The following is a 19585-nucleotide window of genomic DNA, read 5'->3' on the forward strand; positions in this document are numbered from 1 at the left end:
GGCAAGCTGGCATCGTATTTTTGACGACAGGATCCCGTTTTTTGACCTGATGGCACGGCAGGCGCACAATTCCCCTGCATGCAATCAACCGAGGGCTCTGCCGTGTACAACTTCCAATATGCCAATCCCACCCGCATCTGCTTTGGTGAAGGCCAGATCGCCAGGCTGCCCGAGCTCATCCCGGCCGGCAGCCGTCTGCTGGTGCTCTACGGGGGGGGCAGCATCAAGAAGAACGGGGTCTATGAGCAGTTGACCCAGGCGCTGGCGGGCCGGGAGTGGCTGGAGTTTCCCGGCATCGGCGCCAACCCCCAGTACGATCAGCTGATGGAGGCGGTGGCCCTGGTCAAGCGCGAGCGCATCGACTTCCTGCTGGCGGTGGGTGGCGGCTCCGTGGTGGATGGCACCAAGTTCGTGGCCGCCGCTGCCTGCTTCGAGGGGGACGATCCCTGGGAGATCCTGCGGGACAAGGCCCCCATCAAGGCAGCGCTGCCGCTGGGCTGCGTGTTGACCCTGCCGGCCACCGGCTCGGAGAGCAACCCCGCCGCCGTGGTGAGCCGGGGGGAGGCCAAGCTCTCCTTCTACAATCCGCTGGTGCAACCGGTGTTTGCGGTGCTGGATCCCGCCACCACCTACAGCCTTCCACCGCGCCAGGTGGGCAATGGCGTAGTGGATGCCTTCGTCCACATCCTCGAGCAGTACCTCACCTTCCCGGTGGGGGGCGAGGTGCAGGACCGGCTGGCGGAAGGGCTGCTGCAGGTGCTGGTGGACAACGGTCCGCGCGCGCTGGCGGAGCCCACCAACTACCAGGTGCGCGCCAACCTGATGTGGGCGGCCAGCCTGGCGCTCAACGGCCTCATCGGTCGCGGCGTGCCCCAGGACTGGTCCACCCACGCCATCGGTCACCAGCTCACCGCCCTGCACGGGCTGGATCATGCCCAGAGCCTGGCTGTGGTGTTGCCCTCCCTGCTGCGGGAGCAATCGGCCCAGAAGCAGGAGAAGCTGGCGCAGTTCGCCGAGCGGGTATGGCACTCCAGCCGCGAGGACAAGGCACTGCGGATCGAGGAGGCCATCATCCGCACCGAGCAGTTCTTCCAGCAGATGGGGGTGGGTACCCGGCTTGCCGACTACGGGCTGAGCGAGAGCTGCATCCCCGGTATCTGCTCCAACCTCAAGCGTTTCGGGCTGACCGCCCTCGGGGAGCAGCAGGACATTGATCCCGACAAGGTAGCCAGGATCCTGTCCCACGCGCTGTAAGTCATCCTGGCAACCATAGTGGCGCGGATCCTTTCCCTCGCCCTCTGATCACCGGCTGGCCAACGGAAAAGAGAACGCCCCGATCATCGGGGCGTTTTGCAGGGTGTCACCGGGGCACTGCCGTTTATTCGGCGCTGCGGTCCAGCTCGCGCTCCAGCGCTGCCGCCTTCTGGCGGGCCGGATGGGTATTGAGGCGCTGCCAGTAGGCTTGCAGATGCGGGAACTGGGCCAGCTGGCCGCTCTGGGCCAGCAGATCCACCAGGAAGGAGTTCAGGATGTCGGCGCCGGTGAGGCGATCGGCCACCAGGTAGTGGCGGCTTGCCAGCACCTCATCGAGGTAGCCCAGCACCTTGGTACACTCGGCTTTGGCGTAGTCCGGCAGGAAGCGCATCGGGCTGCCATCCTTGCGCACGAACATATCGAGCAGCAGCGGCAGAATACCGGAGCTCTCGGCGAAGTGGAGCCACTGCAGGTATTCGGGATACTCCGGGCTGTCAGTGGCCGGTGCCAGCCGTTCCGGAGCGTGGCGGGCGATCAGGTATTCGGTGATGGCACCGGATTCCGCCAGCACCCGGCCGTCAAACTCGATGACCGGCGACTTGCCGAGGGGGTGGACGGCCTTGAGCTCGGGCGGCGCCAGGAAGGTGGCGGCATCGCGCTGGTAGGCCTTGATCTGGTAGGGCAGGCCCAGCTCTTCAAGCAGCCAGATGATGCGCTGGGAGCGGGATTTGTTCAGGTGGTGCAGGACTATCATGAAAACCTCGACGCAGTGACGGAAGGCGGTGATACGCAGCGCCCCGGCAGCAGGTTCACTTATGGATGAAAAAGAGCGGGCGTGGTGCCCGCTCCTTCGTCGATTGACTCAGGCCTCCAGCGCCTGATCCAGATCCGCCAGTATGTCCTCGATGGCTTCGATCCCCACCGACAGCCGGATCATCTCAGGTTTCACTCCAGCCTTGGCCTGCTCCTCTTCGCTCAACTGGCGATGGGTGGTGGAGGCGGGGTGGCAGGCCAGGGACTTGGCGTCGCCGATGTTGACCAGCCGCTTGAAGATCTTGAGTGCATCGTAGAAGCGCACGCCCGCCTCGTAGCCCCCCTTCAGGCCGAAGGAGAGGATGGCCGAGGGGCGACCGGCCATGTACTTCTCCGCCAGCGGGTAGTGGGGGTGACCCGGCAGACCGGCGTAGCTGACCCAGGCCACCTTGGGGTGATGCCTGAGGTGATGGGCGACCCGCAGGGCGTTGTCCACGTGGCGCTCCATGCGCAGGCTCAGGGTCTCCAGCCCCTGCAGCAGCAGGAAGGCGTTCATCGGCGCCAGCGCCGCGCCGGTATTGCGCAGCGGCACGGTGCGCACCCGGCCGATGAAGGCCGCCGGGCCGAAGGCCTCGGTGTAGACCACCCCGTGATAAGAAGGCTCGGGTTGGGTCAGTTGGGGGAAGCGCTCGGCGTGATCCGCCCAGGGGAACTTGCCCGAGTCGACGATGACGCCTCCCAGGGAGTTGCCGTGGCCGCCGACATATTTGGTCAGGCTGTGCACCACGATGTCGGCGCCGTGTTCGATGGGTTTGCACAAGACCGGAGTGGCGACCGTGTTGTCGACGATGAGCGGCACGCCGCGGGCGTGGGCGGCCTTGGCCAGGGCGGCGATGTCGACGATGTTGCCGGCCGGGTTGCCGATGCTCTCGCAGTAGACCGCCTTGGTTTTGTCATCGATGAGGGCGGCGATGGCCTCGGCGCTGTCATCCTTGGCGAAGCGTACCTCGACCCCGAAGCTCGGCAGCATGTGGGCGAACAAGGTGTAGGTGCCGCCATAGAGTTGGGGGGTGGAGACGATGTTGTCACCGGCGGCGGTCAGCGCCTGGATGGCGTAGGTGATGGCGGCGGAGCCCGCCGAGACCACCAGGCCGGCGATGCCCCCTTCCAGCGCGGCCATCCGCTGCTCCAGCACATCGTTGGTGGGGTTCATGATGCGGGTGTAGATGTTCCCCGGCACCGCCAGATTGAACAAGTCCGCCCCGTGCTGGGCGCTCTCGAACTCGTAGGCCACCGTCTGGTAGATGGGCACGGCAACGGCCTTGGTGGTGGGGTCGTTGGCAAAGCCGTGGTGCAGGGCCAGGGTCGCATCTTTCATCACACACTCCTTGTTGGATGTCACCATTATGGATGGATAGACGTCCAATCTATCAGGCCCAGCGCCGATGTAAACCACCCAATCCGGCAAAGCAATGCCGGGGGATGGCGGTGACCGGATGGCGCCTGTGACGGCGACCTCAGAGACGGCGGCGATACTCCCTGTCGTCTATCTGGTGCATGTCCCACTGCATCAGGCGGTTGAGCTGCACCATGGGATCTTCGACCAGCGTCAGAGGGCGGGGCAGGATCCTCAGGAAGTAGCGACGAAGGGTTTGCTGGATCCGGTTCGGTTTGAGGGGGTTGGCGTGGCTCATGATGGTGCTCCTGTGCAGTGGTTCTCACGTTCGCCAGCAGTATTGAGCTAAAATGCGGAAGTAAAAAACTGATGACTTTCAGAGACAGGATTTCCTCTTTTATGCCTACTAGCCGCCTTTATCAGCAATTTCAACGGCTCGCCCAGCAGCTTGGCTGCGACGAGCGGGAAATCAGCCTCGCCGAGGTGGCGGACCTGCTCTGCTGCACCACGCGCAATGCACGCCTGCTGCTGCGCCGCATGGAAGGGCAGGGCTGGCTGTGCTGGACGGCGGAGGCAGGGCGGGGGCGGCGCTCCCGCCTCACCATGCTGGACAACCAGGAGAGCCTGACCCGGCGCCGGCTGCGGGATCTGCTGAGTCAGGGCCAGCTGGCGCAGGCGGTGCGGCTGGCCGAAGATCGCCTGGATCTGCTCACCCCGCTGCTTATCGAGCAGCTCGGCCAGGCCACCCGGGAGGGGCGCCAGATCCTGCGGGTGCCCTACTACCGGCCCCTGCCCGGTCTGTTGCCCACCGCGCCCTTGCGTCGCTCCGAAATTCACCTGAGCCGCCAGATCTTCAACGGTCTGACCCGGCGAAACGAGGAAAATGGGGAAATCGAGGGGGATCTCGCCCACTACTGGGAGTGTCTGGCCCCCTGTCACTGGCGCTTCTATCTGCGCCCCGTGGTGCGTTTTCACCATGGCCGCGAACTGGTGGTGGAGGATGTGATGGAGAGCCTGCAGGCCTTGCGGGATCGCCCGCTGTTCGCCCATCTGGCACGGCTGGAGAGCCGCTGGCCGCGCACCCTGGACATCCATCTCGACAGCCCGGATCCTCTGCTGCCGCACCTGCTGGCCGAGCCGGTGGCGGCCATCCTGCCACGGGAGCTCAAGGGGGAGGCGAATTTCGCCCTGCAGCCGGTGGGCACCGGCCCCTATCGGGTGAGCGCCAACGATCCCCTGCACCTGTGCCTCGAAGCATTTGACGACTACTTCGGGCTCCGGGCCCTGCTCGACGAGATCGACATCTGGATGCTGCCGGAGCTGGCGGAGCGGCTGGAGAGCCACGTCAGGCTGGGCAGCGACACCCCGGAGCTTGGCTCCATGCGCGGGGAGTCCGAACTCGAGTCCGGCTGCTACTTCCTGCTGCAGGACGACAGATCGGCCCCCCTGCAGGACCCGGCCCTGCGCCAGTGGCTGACCCGGCTGCTCAACCCCATCGCCCTGATGGCCCGGGTGGCGCCCGAGCTGCAGCGGGGCTGGACCAGCGCGCTGGGTCTCCTGCCCCACTGGCGCGAGAGCCTGCCTCTTCCCGAGTCCGGCCCGGTCAGCCTGCCAGCGCGGCTGGTACTGGCCTGCTTCAACCAGCATCTGGAGTTCAACGAGTGCGCCAGCGCCATGAGCAGCCTGCTGGCAGAGCAGGGGATCCAGCTCGAGGTGCGTACCCTGGACTACGGGCGCTGGGTGAGCGGGGAGGATGAAGATGTGGATCTCTGGTTCGGCACCCTCAACCTGGAGCATGAGCACGCCTTCGCCCCTTACGCCTGGCTTCAGGGCACCCCCTTGCTGCGCCGGGTGTGGGGCGGCCAGCAGGCCCTGTGGCAGGGATTGACGCAGTGGCGCGCCCATGGTGAAGAGCCCGGCCCCCGCGCCCTGCTGGCCGAGGTGCAGCGCCAGAGCTGGTTCGTGCCGCTGTTTCATCACTGGCTGGAGCTGGAGAGCCGGGTCGGCGTGCACGGTGTGCGCATGACGGCCCTTGGCTGGTTCGATTTTCGCTGCGCCTGGTTAAAGCCCGAGCAGGTGGCGCAGGAGCCGGAAACTGGCGGTGGCTCTCACCCCCAGGCAGGGACGCTTGAGTCGGACGGGTTGGCGCGCTAGCCTGTGCGCGGTCCTACGACAAGGAGTCGACATCCATGCTGGAAATGCAGATCCAACCCCGTTTTCAAGAGACGGACGCCCTCGGCCACATCAACAACACGGTGCCGGCGGTCTGGTTTGAATCGGCCCGTGATCCCCTGTTTCGCCTCTTCTCGCCTGAGCTGGATGTGCATGACTGGCATCTGATCATCGCGGGCTACACGGTGCAATTCAAACGGGAGCTGTTCTATGGCCAGATGGTGTCGATCAAGACCGGCGTGCGGCGTATCGGTACCAGCTCCTTCACGCTCTGGCAGGAAGCCTGGCAGGGCGGCGAGCTGGCGGTGACCGCCGAGACGACCCTGATCCATTTTGACTACCGGACCCGGCAGTCCATCCCTTTGAGCGAGGCTCACCGGGAGGGACTGAGGGTCTGGCTGGTAGAGAGTTAATCCGGCCTTCGGGCCCACCACAGGACACTTATGCGCACAACCGCGATCGCCCTGAGCCTCGGCTTGGGACTGGGACTCTGCTCCCTGCCTTCATTCGCCGCCTCCCTGGCCGAGCAGTTCACCCTGATGGAGAAGGGGGCCGACAGCGCCCTCGATACCCGCTTGTTCAGCCACGATGGCGTTGACATCAAGGCCTGGGTCGACGGCACGCCCGTCATCATCGCCGTGCCCATCCTGAACGAGCAGGGCAAACAGGAAGGGGAGAGCCGTTACTACTTCAAGGGCGGCAAGCTGTTCGGGGTGAAGGAGCCCGCCGCTCAGTTCGCCTTCGATGACAGTGGCAAGCTGACCCAATGGCTGGACGACAAGGGGCAGCCTGCGGAGTTTGTCAGCAAGATGAGCATGCAGCAGCGGGAAGCCTGGCTGACCAGACGGGCGGCCGAGCTGGGCGGGTTGTTTGCACCGAGCACCGCCGAGGAGAAGGCTGACAAGGGGGGCGTCAAGCTCAAGGGGGCCGAGCTCGCCCAGTGGCTCTGCAATGGCAAGCTGATGGCGCTTGCCGGAGGTGACAAGGTGACCTTCGAGCCGGCCAAACTCAAGAGGAGTGCAGAGGGCATCAAGGGAGAAGTTTCCCTGCGCCAGGAGAAGGGGTGGCAGGATCTCTGCCTCACCTGCGAGGTGCAGGGCAACCGGGTGACTCGCCTCACCTGGCAGCCGCTGCCGGGGGCCAACAAGCCGCAGTAAGGGCGGCAGCGTCAAAGAATGGGGGCCCACTTGCGGGCCCCTTTTTCATGCCGGTTACTGCTCGCCCAGGGTGAGCCGGGTGAGGGCCTCCACCCGTCGCCACTGACCGGGCTCGAACCAGCGTGCCAGGATCTCCGGCTGCTGGCTGGCACGGGCCTCGGCAGGCAGGGGCCTGATCTCGGCCAGATAGCCGGCCAACTGCTGCTCGAACCCCTGCTGGCTCTCTGCCAGCTGGTGCAACCGGTCTGCCGCCTCCGGTCCCAACTGTTCGCGCAGTGCGGCGTCACGCCCTACTGCGGGGAGTTGCTCCAGAGCCTGCAGATCGCCGAGCAGGCGGCTGTTGGCCTCCGCCTCCCGAAACCACTGGGGCTGCTCCGCCAGCCAGAGCTCCAGCTCGCTCGCCAGCAGCGGCTTGTCGGCATCGCTGGACTCCGCCAGCGCCTTGCAGCGCAGGGTCCACTGCTCCATCAGCCTGTCCTCGGCAAACAGCTGCTCCTGCTCGACCGGGGTGAAACGCTGCCTGCGCAACTGTTCGCGCTCGTCGAACAGCTTCTGCAAGCTGGCGAGGCCCGGATCCGCCGGCACCGTCAGGCTGCCCTCGGCCCCGAGAAAGGCTTCATGGCGGGCCTGCAGCGAGGACTTATCCGACGGCGGTGCGGCCTGCCTGACCAGAGGGGAAGCGGGCCCTGCATGTTGCGGCGAAGGGGCGGTTGCGTCAGCGGAGGTCCAATACTGCCAGCCCCCCAGCAGCAGGGCCGCCGCCAGCGGAGCAGCCATCAGCCATGCCCTGTTCATAGTCCCAGCCTCTGCAGGCGGTTGGCGTGCTGGCGATAGAGGTTGACCGGGTCGGTCTCGAACAGGTGGCGAATGCCGAACGACTGGTTCACCTCGTCCAGATGGTTCATGCGGTAGTGGGTGCCGATCACCTTGCCGAGGTGGCTGCTGCATACTCCGACCAGGCCATCGTTGGGCTCCTTGAAGAAGCTGCCGGTCAGCGCCAGCGCCGGATCCACCGGATCCAGGATGTTGGTCATGGTGCCGCGTCCGCTCCAGGAGAAGTAGTAGACCCCGTTGGCGGCCTGCATGGGCCCTTCACCGCAATGCTGGCTCGGCAGCCCTTCCGGATAGCGCTGGTTGAAGCGCTGGGCGCCGGTGCTGGTGAGGGCGTCGAGGGCTGCGAGGGGATCCTGCGGCAGCTGGCTGCCCCCGGAGAGCAGCGAGATGACCCCGGACAGGGCCGAGGCGGCGGCCACCGCCAGACCTTCGGCCGCCGAGCCCGGCGTCACCTTGGCCCGCACCAGGTCGGCGATCTCCGAGCCATGGTTGACCCCGCCCACGCTGGTGGCGGAAGCGACCAACTCGGGGGCGACCGAAGCGACGTAGCGAATGGTGGGGCCACCGTGAGAGTGGCCGATGAGGTTCACCTTCTCCGCCCCCGTGATGGCGAGCACCTGCTGCACCTGCTTGAGCAGCTGTTCACCGCGCAGCTCCGAGCTCTGGGTGGCGGAGACCTGGGCCACGTAAACCTTGGCGCCATCCCGGGTCAGGGCCTGGGGGATGCCGTAGAAGTAATCGACTCCGAGCAGCTTGTCGAAACCGAACAGACCGTGCACCAGCACTATGGGGTAGCGGGTCTGGGTATAACCGGCCCCCTGACCCAGCATGGGCAGGGCGCACAACAGCATCAATAGCCATCTTTTCATCTTCACCGTCCTTGTGAAAAAACCGGCTGCACTCTGGTCGTCACCGGGGGTCGTCACCGGGCAGCCACCGGCCTCATGCCAGTACCGGCAGCATGGTGGCTGAACTCAAATGTATCTGTGGATGGGATCACTAAACCGGGGATTGCAGAAAAACCCTACCCATATGGGCAAAAAAGGCGGCACCAACTATTCCTTGTGTCTGCTCATCAAATAAGTTAAATAATAATTATTATCATTTGAGTGGTAGAGTCATGACGGGAACCTGGGTGAAGGGGTGGGTCGGTACCACCGGAGCGGACAGCAGCATGGCGCACTGGAAGGCGCAGACCCTGAGTGGCAACCGCCATTTCGATGCGGGGGAGTACGCCAGGGCGCTCGACTGCTATCAGCAGGCGCTGTGGCTTGCCCGCCAGCAGTTTGCCGAGTGGCACGATGCCGACGAAGCGGTGGCGGCCCTGGTGGTGGCCCATCACAACCTGGCGGATCTGCTGGTGGCCATGACCCTGCCGGATCGGGCCGCCGACCTGCTGTGTCACATCCATGATTGCCTGCTGGCCACCAGCCAGTCCCCCACCAGTTCCGCTGCCCTGCGGGAGGCGGCTGTTCGCCACGCCCGCAGCACCCGTACCGAGCTGCTCGCCTTTCTGGGCAAACACGGTCATCACGACGGCATCCAGCGCAGCCTGGGTCAATGTCTGTGTCAGACCGGCTCTGCCCATCAACTGCATTGAGCCCAACAGGAGAGACAATGAACATGAGCCATACCCTGCCAGCCCTTCCTTACGCCTATGACGCGCTGGAACCCCATATCGATGCAAAGACCATGGAGATCCATCACAGCCGTCACCATCAGACTTATGTCACCAACCTCAATGCCGCCCTGGCCGATCTGCCGGAGCTGGCTGCCCTGCCGCTGGAGGCATTGCTTGCCCGTATCGACAGCCTGCCGGCCCAGGTGCAGGGGGCGGTGCGCAATCACGGCGGCGGTCACGCCAACCACAGCCTGTTCTGGCAGGTGATGAGTCCGCAGGGCGGCGGCGAGCCGGACGGCGAGCTGGCCGCAGCGATCGAGCGGGATCTGGGTGGGCTGGAATCCTTCAGACAGGCCTTTACCCAGGCGGCGTTGAGCCGTTTTGGCAGCGGCTGGGCCTGGCTGGTGGTCGATGGGCGCGGCAAGTTGCAGGTGGTGAGCAGCGCGAACCAGGACAGCCCCCTGATGGAGGGGCTCACCCCCATACTCGGGCTGGATGTGTGGGAGCATGCCTACTACCTCAAGTACCAGAACAAGCGTCCCGACTACATAGCCGCGTTTTACAACGTGATCGACTGGGACGAGGTGGCACGGCGTTACGTGGTGGCTCTGGCCTGATCGCCGGAAATACCGAGCCCAATGAAAGAGACCCGCCTGTTGGCGGGTCTCTGCTATTGAGGGGTCGGCGCGCTGCCGGTTGGCGGCGCCGCGCTGGTGGCAGCCGGATTATCCACGGGCGTTGCCTCGCTCGGCACGGCTGCGCTGGTGGCTGGTGCACCGCTGGTTGCAGCCGCTGCACTGGTGGCGGTTGCCGCGCTCACGGCCGCTGCCTGCTTGGCCTTCGGCTGATGAGGGGGCGGTGCAATGGGCAGGCAGGGCTGGCTCGCGCCTATGGTGCTCAACGCCTGGCAGGGGACCGGGCCGCCGATGACGATGGGCTCGCCGAGGAATTTGGGACCCTTGTCCAGCACGTAGAGGTCGAGCAGCCCCATCAGGCGGGCGAACACCTCGCGCACCCGGGTCTTGATGCCCTGATAGGCGCTGGGATCCACGGCGTTGAAGCCGACCGCCTCGATGCCGAAATGGCGGGCGATGAAGATGGCACGCTCGTTGTGAAAGGCCTGGGAGACCACGGTGAAGTGGGCCTGACCGAACACCTCCTTGGCACGCACGATGGAGTCCAGAGTCCGAAAGCCGGCGTAGTCGCTGTAGATGGCGTTGGCCGGGATGCCGGCCTGGATCAGGGCCCGCCGCATTTGGCGCGGTTCGTTGTACTGCACGGTGGCGTTGTCGCCGGAGACCAGGATGTAGTCCACCTTGCCGTTGTTGTAGAGCTCGGCGGCGGCCTTGATCCGGTATTTGAAGTAGTGGTTAGGGCTGCCGCCAATCAGGTATTTGGAGGTGCCGAGCACCAGGGCGACCCGGTTGTAGGGCACCGCGTTGACGTCGTCGTAGGTGTAGTGACGGGCGTCCGAGACGGTCCACTCGCTGTAGCCAAGCAGGGCGGCGATGGAGGCCAGCAACAGGCAGAGGCAGGCGAGCAGGATCTTGGCAAACTTCTTCATGCGCGGTGCGGTTCGGGTCTGAAGTAAGAGAAGACAGGGGGCCATTCTATTACAAGTTGTTGTGGCGCGTCAGGTTTGATGGCGGCGCAGGGTCTCACTCGGGCAGAGGTTGTCGCAGCGCGCGCCCCGATCCCGGGCTTATCAAACGGCGCCATAAACAAGGGGCGACCATGGCCGCCCCTTGTCATAGCCGTCTCGTCCTCAGTGGGAGGAGTCGTTGGCCTTGCACTCGTCAGAGTCCTTGTTGGCTTCCCACCAAGGCAGCAGCTCGCGGCCGAGCCACTGCTGGTAGGCCTCGCTGTCGCTTGCGATCAGCGCATCCAGCTCGGCTTCGAAGGCGCTCATCGCCTGCTGCTGATCCGGGTTGCGCAGGGCCCGGGCCATGGCCAGCCAGCTGGCGCCGCGACCCGTCTCGCTGAGGAAGCGGTGCACCGTGTAGGACCAGGAGTAGACCATCTCGCCGCCCTTGTCGTAATCCAGGTGCAGGATGTCGGCCAGGGCCGGACGGTCGCTGGCCGGGCGGCCGGCGACGTTGTCCAGACCGCGGGCGAAGCACTGACCGTGGGCGATGAATTCCGCCAGCCCTTCCGACCACCAGGTGGTGCGATTGAGCGGGTAGTGGCCGAAGCTGCCGTACTGGTTGAAGCGGCCGTCCAGGTAGTGCACATACTCGTGGCGCAGGTTCCACACCTGGAATGCAGGGCGCTTCCACTCCGCCTCATAGGCGAAGAAGCGGGTCTGGTTGCTGGGGCGAGCCGGATCCCCTTCGAGGTAGATGCCGCCGTTGTCGGTGGAGACGCCGCCAAACAGAGCACTGCCGTAGCGTTTCCAGTCGGCGGAGGAGTTGAAGACCACCAGTTCCAGCGCCTCGTTGTGATCATCCGCCACCGGCTGCCAGCCGGTCTCCATCTGCTGGTGGAACTGCTGCTCTTCGGCACCCAGTTCACGGCAGATCCCCTCGGCCTGGCTCATGGTCAGATCCTGGGCCCGCAGGCGCAGGGTCGGCGAGCAGGTGTGCTCGAAGGGCAGCACGTCCTCCACCCGGACAGGGGTACAGAGCCCGGCGAAGTCACCGCTGATGCAGGCTTCGCTGGTGCGGTCCGTGTAGGTCAGGTAGTAGGTGGAGAGGGTCAGCGACATGTCTTCCAGCAGGTCCTGGCTCTGCTGACCGCCCGGGATCAGATCGTGGTGGCGAACCAGTGCAATGACGGAGTCATCCAGCAGCTTGCGGTAGTCGTCGAGCTCGTCCGGGCGGGTATAGCGAGCGACCCGGTAGAGGCGGGTGTAGGCATCCAGCACGTTGTTGAGCAGGAACAGATCGGCGCCATCCCTTCCTTGCCACAACGCGAGCTCGCTCATGCTGAGGGCGTGCAGCTGCTTGCGCAGCTCGCCATCCTGCTGGCGGAAGTCGTTGGCGAAGGGATCGCTGTAGTCGCTGGCGAAGTCGAGGAAGTTGAGCAGATCGAACAGACCGGTCGCCCAGGCGTGCTGACCGTTGATCTCGCTGGCATGGCGGGTACTGTAGGCCAGCATCTGGTTGAATTCGCCGAGCAGGGTGCCAAAGCGGCTCTGCACTGCCGGGCTCTTGAACTGGCCGTGCAGAGCGATGCTCCAGGCTCCCATGACGGCGCCTACTTCGTCGCTGGCCTGCTCCGGGAAGAGCAGCGGATGGGCACCGAGTGCCGTCAATGCCTCGGCCAGCGCCTCAGCAGCAGCCGGGCCGTCTTCCTTGTGCTTGCCGTAGTTGTGGTAGTTGTGGGCACGCACGTATTCCAGCAGCAGCTTCATGGCCGGATGAGCCGGCTGATTGGCCGCCAGCAGGCTCTGGATGCCGCGCGACACGGCCAGCAGCTTGGTGTCATCGTGACCATAGTTCTCCTGCCAGACCGGCGCGGGCTGGCCACTGGCGTCCTGCACTATCTTGGCTGCGTCGGCGTCCAGCAGCTCGGTGCCCGGCAGATCCGGCTCGGAGCAGGCGCGGCCGTCGGCACGGCGACAGTCGAGCAGCTCTTCCTTGCTGGCCAGCACGATGGGGCGGTTGAGCACCCGGCTCTCCTGCCACTCGGTTGTCTCCGGCAGGGTCTGCCATTCGCTGCCCCCCACCGGGTATTGATAGCCGGTGTCCTTCAAGACCACCTGCACCTCGCTGCCGACGGGCAGGGTCTGACGGCACACCCGATAGCTGATGGTCTTGTCCCCTTCCTGACGGGTCTGGGGTTCATCGCACTCCTGTTGGGCCTTGATCTCGTCCAGCAACCAGGTGTACTGACGCCAGACGTGCAACTCGCTCACCTGCTTGGCGGCCTGGCTGCCCGCGATGGGCTGCAGGCGGAAGAAGATCTGCTCGAGGCGGCCATCCCGTTCATTGGGGGTCTCTTCCAGCACCTTCAATTGCTGCCAGTTTTGCGGCTGGTACTGCCATGCCTGCTCGGCGCAGCGACCTTCGGCGTTGAGCTCGCAGCGATCCAGCTCCTGCTCGCTGTGACCCAGGATGACCCGCTCAGCCAGCGGCAGACGATCCTGACGCGGCGCGGTCGGGGTGCCCGCCAGCGGCTCCCAGCGGCCCTGCTTCATGCCGTAGCCATAGTCATAGCTGCTGGCCGGGACGGCCTTGCCGGCCGGTACCACCTCTTCACAGCTGAGGTAGCGGATCTGCCAGCCCTGCTCGACCTTGAGCTGCGGCTCGCCGCACAGCTGCTCGGCCAGGGCCGCCAGGTTGGCGTCGCGCCAGTCGAAGCGGCGATACACCCTCAGCTGCTGATAGGGGGCGCCGGCGTCGCGGGCGCTCAGCTCGTAGGTCACTTCGGTGAGGCGATCCCCCAGCTGGCGGCTGGCTTCGCCGTTGAGTTGATACTGTTGCCAGTCGGAGGGGGAGTAGTTGGCCAGCGCCGAAGTGGCGAGCAGGCCTGGGGCTGCCAGGAGCAGCAGCCGGGGAGAGAGGTGCTTCATCATGATCCCTTTGGTGGATGGAGAGGCGTGGGGACCAGAGAGGTTATTGGGCTCCAAAGGAATATCAATTGGCCAGATGGCGCAGCGAAATGATGCATTCGGGAGCAAACAACATAAAAACAGCCCCAAAGGGGGCTGTGTTGATAGCAAGGACTCCGCCCCATATGGGGGAGGCGTCACTCCTTTTGTCGCAAGCTGCGGGCGAGCAGGGTGCGGGAGGGTTTCAGATTACCGCCGAGATCCGGCCAGGGATGCCACTGGTCCGGCACCATGAAGCCGGGTAACGACAGCCTGATCCAGGCGGCCAGCTCGGCAGATGGTGCCGGTTCGCCGTGCCAGTCGATGAAGGCGGCGGGCCTATGCCCCCACTCGTCGCTCGGCACCGGCACCACCAGGGCCTGGGCCACGGCAGGGTGATCCACCAGTCGCTGCTCTATGGTCTCGGGCTGGATGTTCTCCCCTCCCGAGATGAAGAGGTTGTCGAGCCGCCCCTCCACCACCAGATCGCCCCCCGGAGTGAGGCGGCCCTTGTCCCGGGTGTGGAACCAGCCCTCTTCATCGAGGGGGCGCACCAGCTCGCCCTCCCTGAAATAGCCGGCAAACAGGGTCTCACCGCGCACGCAGATCTCCCCCTGGCGAATGCAGACCTCCCGCCCCGGCAGCGGGCGACCCACCACGCCGGCGGCGCAGGGTTGCCCGGTGCAGACCTGGCTGCCCATCTCGGAGAGGCCATAGCTCACCTTGGGCTCCAGCCCCAGAGCGGTCAGCCGGTTGACCAGGGGCGCCGGGATGGCGGCGCCCCCGAGCAGCAGCTCTCGCACCCGGGTGCGGGATGGGTCGAACCCCTGTGCCAGCAGGCGCCAGAGCTGGGTCGGCACCAGCGAGAGGTGGGTGATGGGCTGATCCTCGAGCCGCGCCTTGAGGGGCCGGGTGCGATCGTCCAGCACCAGGGCGGCTCCCGCCAGGAAGACCCGAAACAGGATGGCGTAACCGCCGACGTGAAACAGTGGCAGGGAGAGCAGCCAGCCGCAGGCTTCGTCCAGGGGGATCAGGGTGGCGGAACCCCGGGCGGAGGCGAGGTGGTTGGCGAGGCGGTGGACCACCGCCTTGGGGGTACCGCTGGATCCCGAGGTGAGGATCATGTTGTTCGGCTGGTCGGGTACCAGCGGGGACTCCCCATCTGCGGCCAGCTCGCCCGTGAAGTCGAGGCTGAGGGCTTGCCAGTCGCCCGCCGGGATCTCGCCTGCCGACCAGAATGCCCGGGCCTCGAGCTGGCTCGCCAGTTCGCTGTGTCTGGTTGCCGGAAAGGCGGGATTGAGGGGGCAGAAGACGATGCCGCTGCGCACGCAGGCCCAGGCCAGCAACACATCCTCCAGGGCGCCGCGCACCACGGCGGCGAGATGATCTCCCCGTTCCAGCCCGGCCCGGGCGAGCTGATTGCACAGGCTGTTGAGGCGCAGGTCGAGGCGCTGGTAGCTAAGAGGCTCCCCACTGTGGATGGCAATACGATGAGGGGCCAGTGTCGCCCAGCGTCGTACCGGGCAGGTTTCCTGCCGTGGGATCTGACGGGTCACCATGGATCAGTCACGGTGAAACAGGGGGTCCATCCTGCCCGGATCGGGTTGTCCCTGCTTGTCCAGCAGATCCCTGGCCAGCCAGCGGCGGGTATCGAGGCCAGGGGCCTGATCCGGCGCCCACTCCCCTGCGAGGCGGGCGAGCTGGCCGAGGCCGAGACCGGACTCGAAACAGGAGGAGACGATCACTTTGAGTTTCAGTTCGCGAGCGCGAGTCACCAGGGCCTCGCTGTTGGCCAGAGCGCCGAGCAGGGTCGGCTTGAGCACCAGGGCGCGCAGTTGCGGGATGGGCTCCCAGGGCTTGCCCTGGGCCAGCAGTTCGTCCAGCGCCACCGGCATGCCGGTGCGGCTGGCGACGAAGTCGATGTCCTCGAAGTCGGCGCACAGATCTTCGAGGTATTCGATGCGATTCGGATCCAGGTGGCCGCAGAAGGCCCAGGCCTCCTCGCGGGTCCAGCCCTGGTTGGCGTCCAGGACCAGTTTGAGGTTGGGGCGCCGATCGAGCAGCAGCCGGATCAGCGCCAGCTCGTCGCGCATGGGGTAGCGGGCCACCTTCAGCTTGGCCTTGAGGGGGGTCTCGTGCAGCCACTGCTTCCAGTTCTTGAGCAGCTCCTGGGGGGAGCCCTGGATCAGCGGATAGGGCTCGGGCAGGGGGGCACCCTGCTCGGGCCAGCTACGACGGGCGCAGTCGAGCCCGAACTGCACCGAGGGCAGCTGTGGCGTCGGGGTCTGTCCCCGCGCCAGCTGCGCCAGACAGTCGAGGGCCTCGGCCTGGGCGTCGGCCAGGGTCTCTTTGGAAAATCCTGGCAGGGGGGCTATCTCCCCCCAGCCATCGTCGATGCGTACCAGCAGGCCCTCGCGCGCTACCTGCAACTGACCGTGAAAGGCCAGGGGCTGGGTAAAGGGCAGTTGGTAGCGGTAGAGGGCGAGTGTCATCAGGGATTCCGCTTGTATTTGGAGAAGTCGGGACGGCGTTTCTCGTTGAATGCGTTGCGCCCTTCCTGACCCTCTTCGGTCATGTAGAACAGCATGGTGGCATTGCCTGCCAGCTCCTGCAAACCGGCCTGGCCGTCGCAGTCGGCGTTGAGGGCCGCCTTCAGGCAGCGCAGAGCCATGGGGCTGTGTTGCAGCATCTCGCGGCACCAGCGCACGGTTTCACGCTCCAGCTCGGCCAGGGGCACGACGGTGTTGACCAGCCCCATGTCGAGGGCCTGTTTGGCGTCGTAGAGGCGGCAGAGGAACCAGATCTCCCGAGCCTTCTTCTGACCGACGATGCGGGCCATGTAGGAGGCGCCCCAGCCGCCGTCGAAGGAGCCCACCTTGGGGCCGGTCTGGCCGAACTGGGCGTTGTCGGCGGCGATGGTCAGGTCGCACATCATGTGCAGCACGTGGCCGCCACCGACGGCGTAGCCAGCCACCATGGCCACCACGGGTTTGGGGCAGGTACGGATGTCACGCTGGAAGTCGAGCACGTTGAGGTGATGGGTGCCTTCATCGTCCTTGTAGCCACCGTAGTCGCCGCGGATCTTCTGGTCGCCGCCGGCGCAGAAGGCCTTCTCGCCGAAGCCGGTGAGGATGATGGAGCCGACCTTGTCGTCGTAGCGGGCATCGGCCAGGGCTTGCAGCATCTCTTTCACGGTACGGGGGCGGAAGGCGTTGCGCACCTGGGGACGGTTGATGGTGATCTTGGCAATGCCCTCTGGGGACTTGTGATAGAGGATGTCCTCGTAACCGGCGGAGCAGTCGTGCCACTCGACAGGGGCATAGAGCTCGGCTTCCGTCATTGCTTCAATCATGGATCTTCTCTTCTGGTTGGTGAGCCCACTCCCGCAGGAGCCGGGCAAAGGTATCGGGCTGGCTTGTGTGCAGATTGTGTCCGCCATCCAGAGCCAAGTGTTTGATATTGCAGCCTTGCTTTACCAACTGGCAAGCGAGGGCATGGAATTTGTGATCCCGGTTGCCGGAGATCCACTGCACCGGCAGCCGGGTATCCCGAAGCCAGGGGGCGAGATCCGGCTGCCGCCCCAGGGACGTTGCCCTCAGCATGGCGGCCACGGCCTTGCCGTCGTTGCCAAGGCGGCGTGCGGCCTGGCGGGTGCGGGCATCGTCGTCCAGGTCGGCGAAGACGCCCTGGCGGTACCAGTCGGCAAGCACCCGGGTCAGGGACTCGCACTCGAAACGCCGGGCCCAGGCTTCATCGTGAGCGATGCGGGCCGGACGTTCACCGGCAGGCAGCCCGGGGTGGCAGTTCTCCAGCAGCAGGGCCTGCAACCCCGCCGGGGAGTGGCTGGCGTGATGAAGCGCGAGCCGCCCCCCCAGCGAATACCCCACCAGCCGGTAGTGGGCGATATCCCGTGCGGCCAGCTCGTCGCAGATCCAGCGATGGGCCTCGTCAAAGCCGCTCACCCGCAGTGCCCGGTTGCGGCCGTGGCCCGGCAGATCCAGGGCATGGCACGGGATGCCGGGCAGGGCCTGGATGACAGGTCGCCAGTCGTCGGCGTCCCCCAGCAGGCCGTGCAGCAGCACCAGTGGTACGGCGGGATCAGAGACCACGGATAGCGGCTCCCAGTGCCTTGAGATCCTCGGCGACTTCACTGCTCGGTACCTTGATTTCAATCAGGGTTACCCCGTTTTTCAGGGCTGCGGCATAGTCCCGCTCAAATGCGTCGAGGGTGGTGGGGGCCCGGTAGTGCAGGCCGAACATGGCGGCGGCGTGCTCGAAGTGCAGGCCGTGGGGCAGGCAGTAGTAGGTCTCCAGCAGGGCGTCCTGGGTGGGTACAGGCAGCATGCGGAAGATGCTGCCGCCGTCGTTGTTGAGCAGGATCACCGCCAGGGGGCGGCTCCCCTTGCCGAGCAGCGCCAGGCTGTTGAGATCGTGCAGGGCGCTGAGATCCCCGAGCAGCAGGGTGGTGGGCTCGCGACTGTCAGGCGGGACCGACTGTGCGAAGCCGTATGCGGTGGCGATAAGGCCATCGATGCCGGAGGCGCCGCGGTTGGTCATCACCCGGCTGGGGCCCTTGCCCACCTCGCCCAGCATGTCCATCAGCCGGGCCGGCATGCTGTTGCCGACGAACAACTGACCCTGGATGAGCTGATTCAGGCGGTGGCACACCCCGAGCTCCGAGAAGCGATCACAGGCGGTGCGGATCTGCTGGCTGATGGCCTGCTGGCGCGCGGCCAACTGGTGCCAGGGCTGCTGCGAATGGGGGATTGGATGGGCGGCCGCAAAGGCGGCGGGATCGCACACCAGGCGACGGCGCAGCCGGTAGTCGGGGTCGAGGCGTGCCGGCTGCGGGTCCACCAGCCAGTAATCCTGCCAGGGGTGTTGTTTGATGAACTGGCTGAGGCGCTTGGAGATGAGGCGGGCGCCGAATTGCAGCAGTACCTCGGCGCGGGCCAGCTCGGCCACGAAGTCGCTGTGTTGCAGGGCGAGATCCGTGTGGACGAGGTTGCGATCATCGAAGCGGATCTGGCTTTGCAGATCCGCCAGCAGGGGCCAGCCGAGGCGGTCGGCCAGCTCGGCCACCGCCTTGCCTTGCCCCGGATCCTGGATGCGTCCGGCGACGATGACACCGCGCTTGCCCTTCAGCTCCTCCCAGTCCGGCTGGGCGGGGCAGCCTGGCTCGCCAGCCAGCCAGGGGCTCCAGGGCTTGGCCGAGTGCAACCAGTCGCCGAGGGGCGCCAGGTAATCGGAAAAGTCCAGATAGTGGTCGCCGGGGTAGAGGGGCTCGGGGTACATGCAGTTGAAGTGCACCGGCCCCGGGGTGTGCGCCTGTCGGGCCAGGGCCTGATCCACCGAGCTCAGCACGAAGGCCGCCGGAATGGCGGGCGTGGGGCTCGGCAGATTTTGCTGGTAGACGGGGTAGCGACCGAAGATCCCCGGCTGATCGATGGCCTGGTTGGCCCCGTTGTCGATGAGCTCGGGTGGCCTGTCGGCAGAGAGAATGATGAGCGGGACCCCGGTGAGCTGGGCTTCCGCCACCGCGGGCCAGAGGTTGGCCACCGCAGTGCCCGAGGTCATGATCACCGCCACCGGGCGGCCGCTCCCCTTGGCCAGCCCCAGCGCCATGAAGCCCAGACCCCGCTCGTCGAAGTGCAGATGGCGGCGAAAGCCCGGGTGGGCTGCGGCGGCCATGGTGAGCGGCGCCGAGCGGGAGCCGGAGGCCAGGGCGATGTCACGTACGCCGAGGCGAAAGAGCTCTTCCAGCAAGAGGGAGGACCAGACATGGTTGAAGGTGGCGTGATGGCTGGCAAAGGCGTGATGCGCGGACACGTGGCTGGCGGACATGAAGCTCTCGCAGTGAGGAGTCG

At 65.8% G+C, this 19585-nt stretch carries 18 protein-coding genes; 6 read left to right on the forward strand and 12 right to left on the reverse strand.

From position 1 onward, the window contains the following. Positions 1-78 precede the first annotated feature (78 nt). Positions 79-1254 (forward strand): iron-containing alcohol dehydrogenase, encoded by a 1176-nt coding sequence (locus tag AB5Y54_RS06785; protein ID WP_236275943.1) that lies wholly within the window; start codon positions 79-81, stop codon positions 1252-1254. Positions 1255-1378: 124 nt separating this feature from the next. Here the strand turns inward: AB5Y54_RS06785 and AB5Y54_RS06790 are convergent, their stop codons facing one another. The 3 genes from AB5Y54_RS06790 to AB5Y54_RS06800 form a co-directional block, all read right to left on the reverse strand. After that, entirely contained in the window at positions 1379-2008 is a 630-nt protein-coding gene (locus tag AB5Y54_RS06790) for a glutathione S-transferase family protein (RefSeq protein ID WP_160836805.1), read from the reverse strand. A 108-nt stretch (positions 2009-2116) separates the two neighbouring features. After that, the gene (locus tag AB5Y54_RS06795; RefSeq protein ID WP_201956627.1) at positions 2117-3385 is read right to left on the reverse strand and encodes an O-acetylhomoserine aminocarboxypropyltransferase/cysteine synthase family protein; all 1269 of its coding nucleotides are present in this window, start codon (positions 3383-3385) and stop codon (positions 2117-2119) included. A 139-nt stretch (positions 3386-3524) separates the two neighbouring features. Then, the gene (locus tag AB5Y54_RS06800) at positions 3525-3701 is read right to left on the reverse strand and encodes a hypothetical protein (RefSeq protein WP_080988754.1); all 177 of its coding nucleotides are present in this window, start codon (positions 3699-3701) and stop codon (positions 3525-3527) included. A gap of 101 nt (positions 3702-3802) precedes the next feature. Here AB5Y54_RS06800 and sgrR point away from each other — a divergent pair, with 101 nt between their 5' ends. Genes sgrR through AB5Y54_RS06815 form a run of 3 tightly spaced genes read left to right on the forward strand, consistent with a single transcriptional unit; the run spans position 3803 to position 6732 of the window. Further along, positions 3803-5557, forward strand: a complete 1755-nt coding sequence (gene sgrR / locus AB5Y54_RS06805; RefSeq protein ID WP_266139944.1) for an HTH-type transcriptional regulator SgrR — start codon at positions 3803-3805, stop codon at positions 5555-5557. A 35-nt stretch (positions 5558-5592) separates the two neighbouring features. Beyond that, entirely contained in the window at positions 5593-5988 is a 396-nt protein-coding gene (locus tag AB5Y54_RS06810; protein ID WP_010672731.1) for a thioesterase family protein, read from the forward strand. Between the two features lie 30 nt (positions 5989-6018). Continuing rightward, the gene (locus AB5Y54_RS06815; protein ID WP_010672732.1) at positions 6019-6732 is read left to right on the forward strand and encodes a hypothetical protein; all 714 of its coding nucleotides are present in this window, start codon (positions 6019-6021) and stop codon (positions 6730-6732) included. A 54-nt stretch (positions 6733-6786) separates the two neighbouring features. On the opposite strand, the gene AB5Y54_RS06820 is transcribed toward AB5Y54_RS06815, so the two are convergent. Together AB5Y54_RS06820 and AB5Y54_RS06825 are read right to left on the reverse strand one after the other, a co-directional pair. Next, the gene (locus AB5Y54_RS06820; protein ID WP_368153399.1) at positions 6787-7527 is read right to left on the reverse strand and encodes a lipase secretion chaperone; all 741 of its coding nucleotides are present in this window, start codon (positions 7525-7527) and stop codon (positions 6787-6789) included. Beyond that, the gene (locus tag AB5Y54_RS06825) at positions 7524-8435 is read right to left on the reverse strand and encodes a triacylglycerol lipase (RefSeq protein ID WP_199769585.1); all 912 of its coding nucleotides are present in this window, start codon (positions 8433-8435) and stop codon (positions 7524-7526) included. The genes AB5Y54_RS06820 and AB5Y54_RS06825 overlap by 4 nt, the downstream gene beginning before the upstream one ends. Before the next feature lie 305 nt (positions 8436-8740). Between AB5Y54_RS06825 and AB5Y54_RS06830 the strand changes: the two genes are divergently transcribed. Both AB5Y54_RS06830 and AB5Y54_RS06835 read left to right on the forward strand, forming a co-directional pair. Then, a complete protein-coding gene (locus AB5Y54_RS06830) occupies positions 8741-9166 on the forward strand; it encodes a hypothetical protein (RefSeq protein WP_104456048.1) in 426 nt (141 codons plus the stop codon). Positions 9167-9189: 23 nt separating this feature from the next. Further along, entirely contained in the window at positions 9190-9804 is a 615-nt protein-coding gene (locus AB5Y54_RS06835; protein ID WP_041212366.1) for a superoxide dismutase, read from the forward strand. Between the two features lie 53 nt (positions 9805-9857). Here the strand turns inward: AB5Y54_RS06835 and AB5Y54_RS06840 are convergent, their stop codons facing one another. The 7 genes from AB5Y54_RS06840 to menD form a co-directional block, all read right to left on the reverse strand. After that, entirely contained in the window at positions 9858-10796 is a 939-nt protein-coding gene (locus AB5Y54_RS06840; protein ID WP_274798887.1) for a vancomycin high temperature exclusion protein, read from the reverse strand. Positions 10797-10952: 156 nt separating this feature from the next. Then, a complete protein-coding gene (locus tag AB5Y54_RS06845) occupies positions 10953-13700 on the reverse strand; it encodes a collagenase (RefSeq protein WP_368153400.1) in 2748 nt (915 codons plus the stop codon). A gap of 176 nt (positions 13701-13876) precedes the next feature. Beyond that, complete coding sequence (menE, locus tag AB5Y54_RS06850; RefSeq protein WP_223924555.1) at positions 13877-15277, reverse strand: o-succinylbenzoate--CoA ligase; 1401 nt, start codon at positions 15275-15277, stop codon at positions 13877-13879. Between the two features lie 3 nt (positions 15278-15280). After that, positions 15281-16210 (reverse strand): o-succinylbenzoate synthase, encoded by a 930-nt coding sequence (gene menC, locus AB5Y54_RS06855; RefSeq protein ID WP_368153401.1) that lies wholly within the window; start codon positions 16208-16210, stop codon positions 15281-15283. Continuing rightward, positions 16210-17058 (reverse strand): 1,4-dihydroxy-2-naphthoyl-CoA synthase, encoded by an 849-nt coding sequence (gene menB, locus AB5Y54_RS06860; protein ID WP_010672740.1) that lies wholly within the window; start codon positions 17056-17058, stop codon positions 16210-16212. The genes menC and menB overlap by 1 nt, the downstream gene beginning before the upstream one ends. 4 nt (positions 17059-17062) lie before the next feature. Next, positions 17063-17827 (reverse strand): 2-succinyl-6-hydroxy-2,4-cyclohexadiene-1-carboxylate synthase, encoded by a 765-nt coding sequence (gene menH, locus AB5Y54_RS06865; RefSeq protein ID WP_201920836.1) that lies wholly within the window; start codon positions 17825-17827, stop codon positions 17063-17065. Next, the gene (menD, locus tag AB5Y54_RS06870; protein WP_201920839.1) at positions 17817-19562 is read right to left on the reverse strand and encodes a 2-succinyl-5-enolpyruvyl-6-hydroxy-3-cyclohexene-1-carboxylic-acid synthase; all 1746 of its coding nucleotides are present in this window, start codon (positions 19560-19562) and stop codon (positions 17817-17819) included. Before menD ends, menH begins: the two co-directional genes overlap by 11 nt. Positions 19563-19585 lie beyond the last annotated feature (23 nt).

This window comes from Aeromonas sp. s9, from assembly GCF_040907765.1.
Classification (GTDB): Bacteria; Pseudomonadota; Gammaproteobacteria; order Enterobacterales; family Aeromonadaceae; genus Aeromonas; species Aeromonas caviae.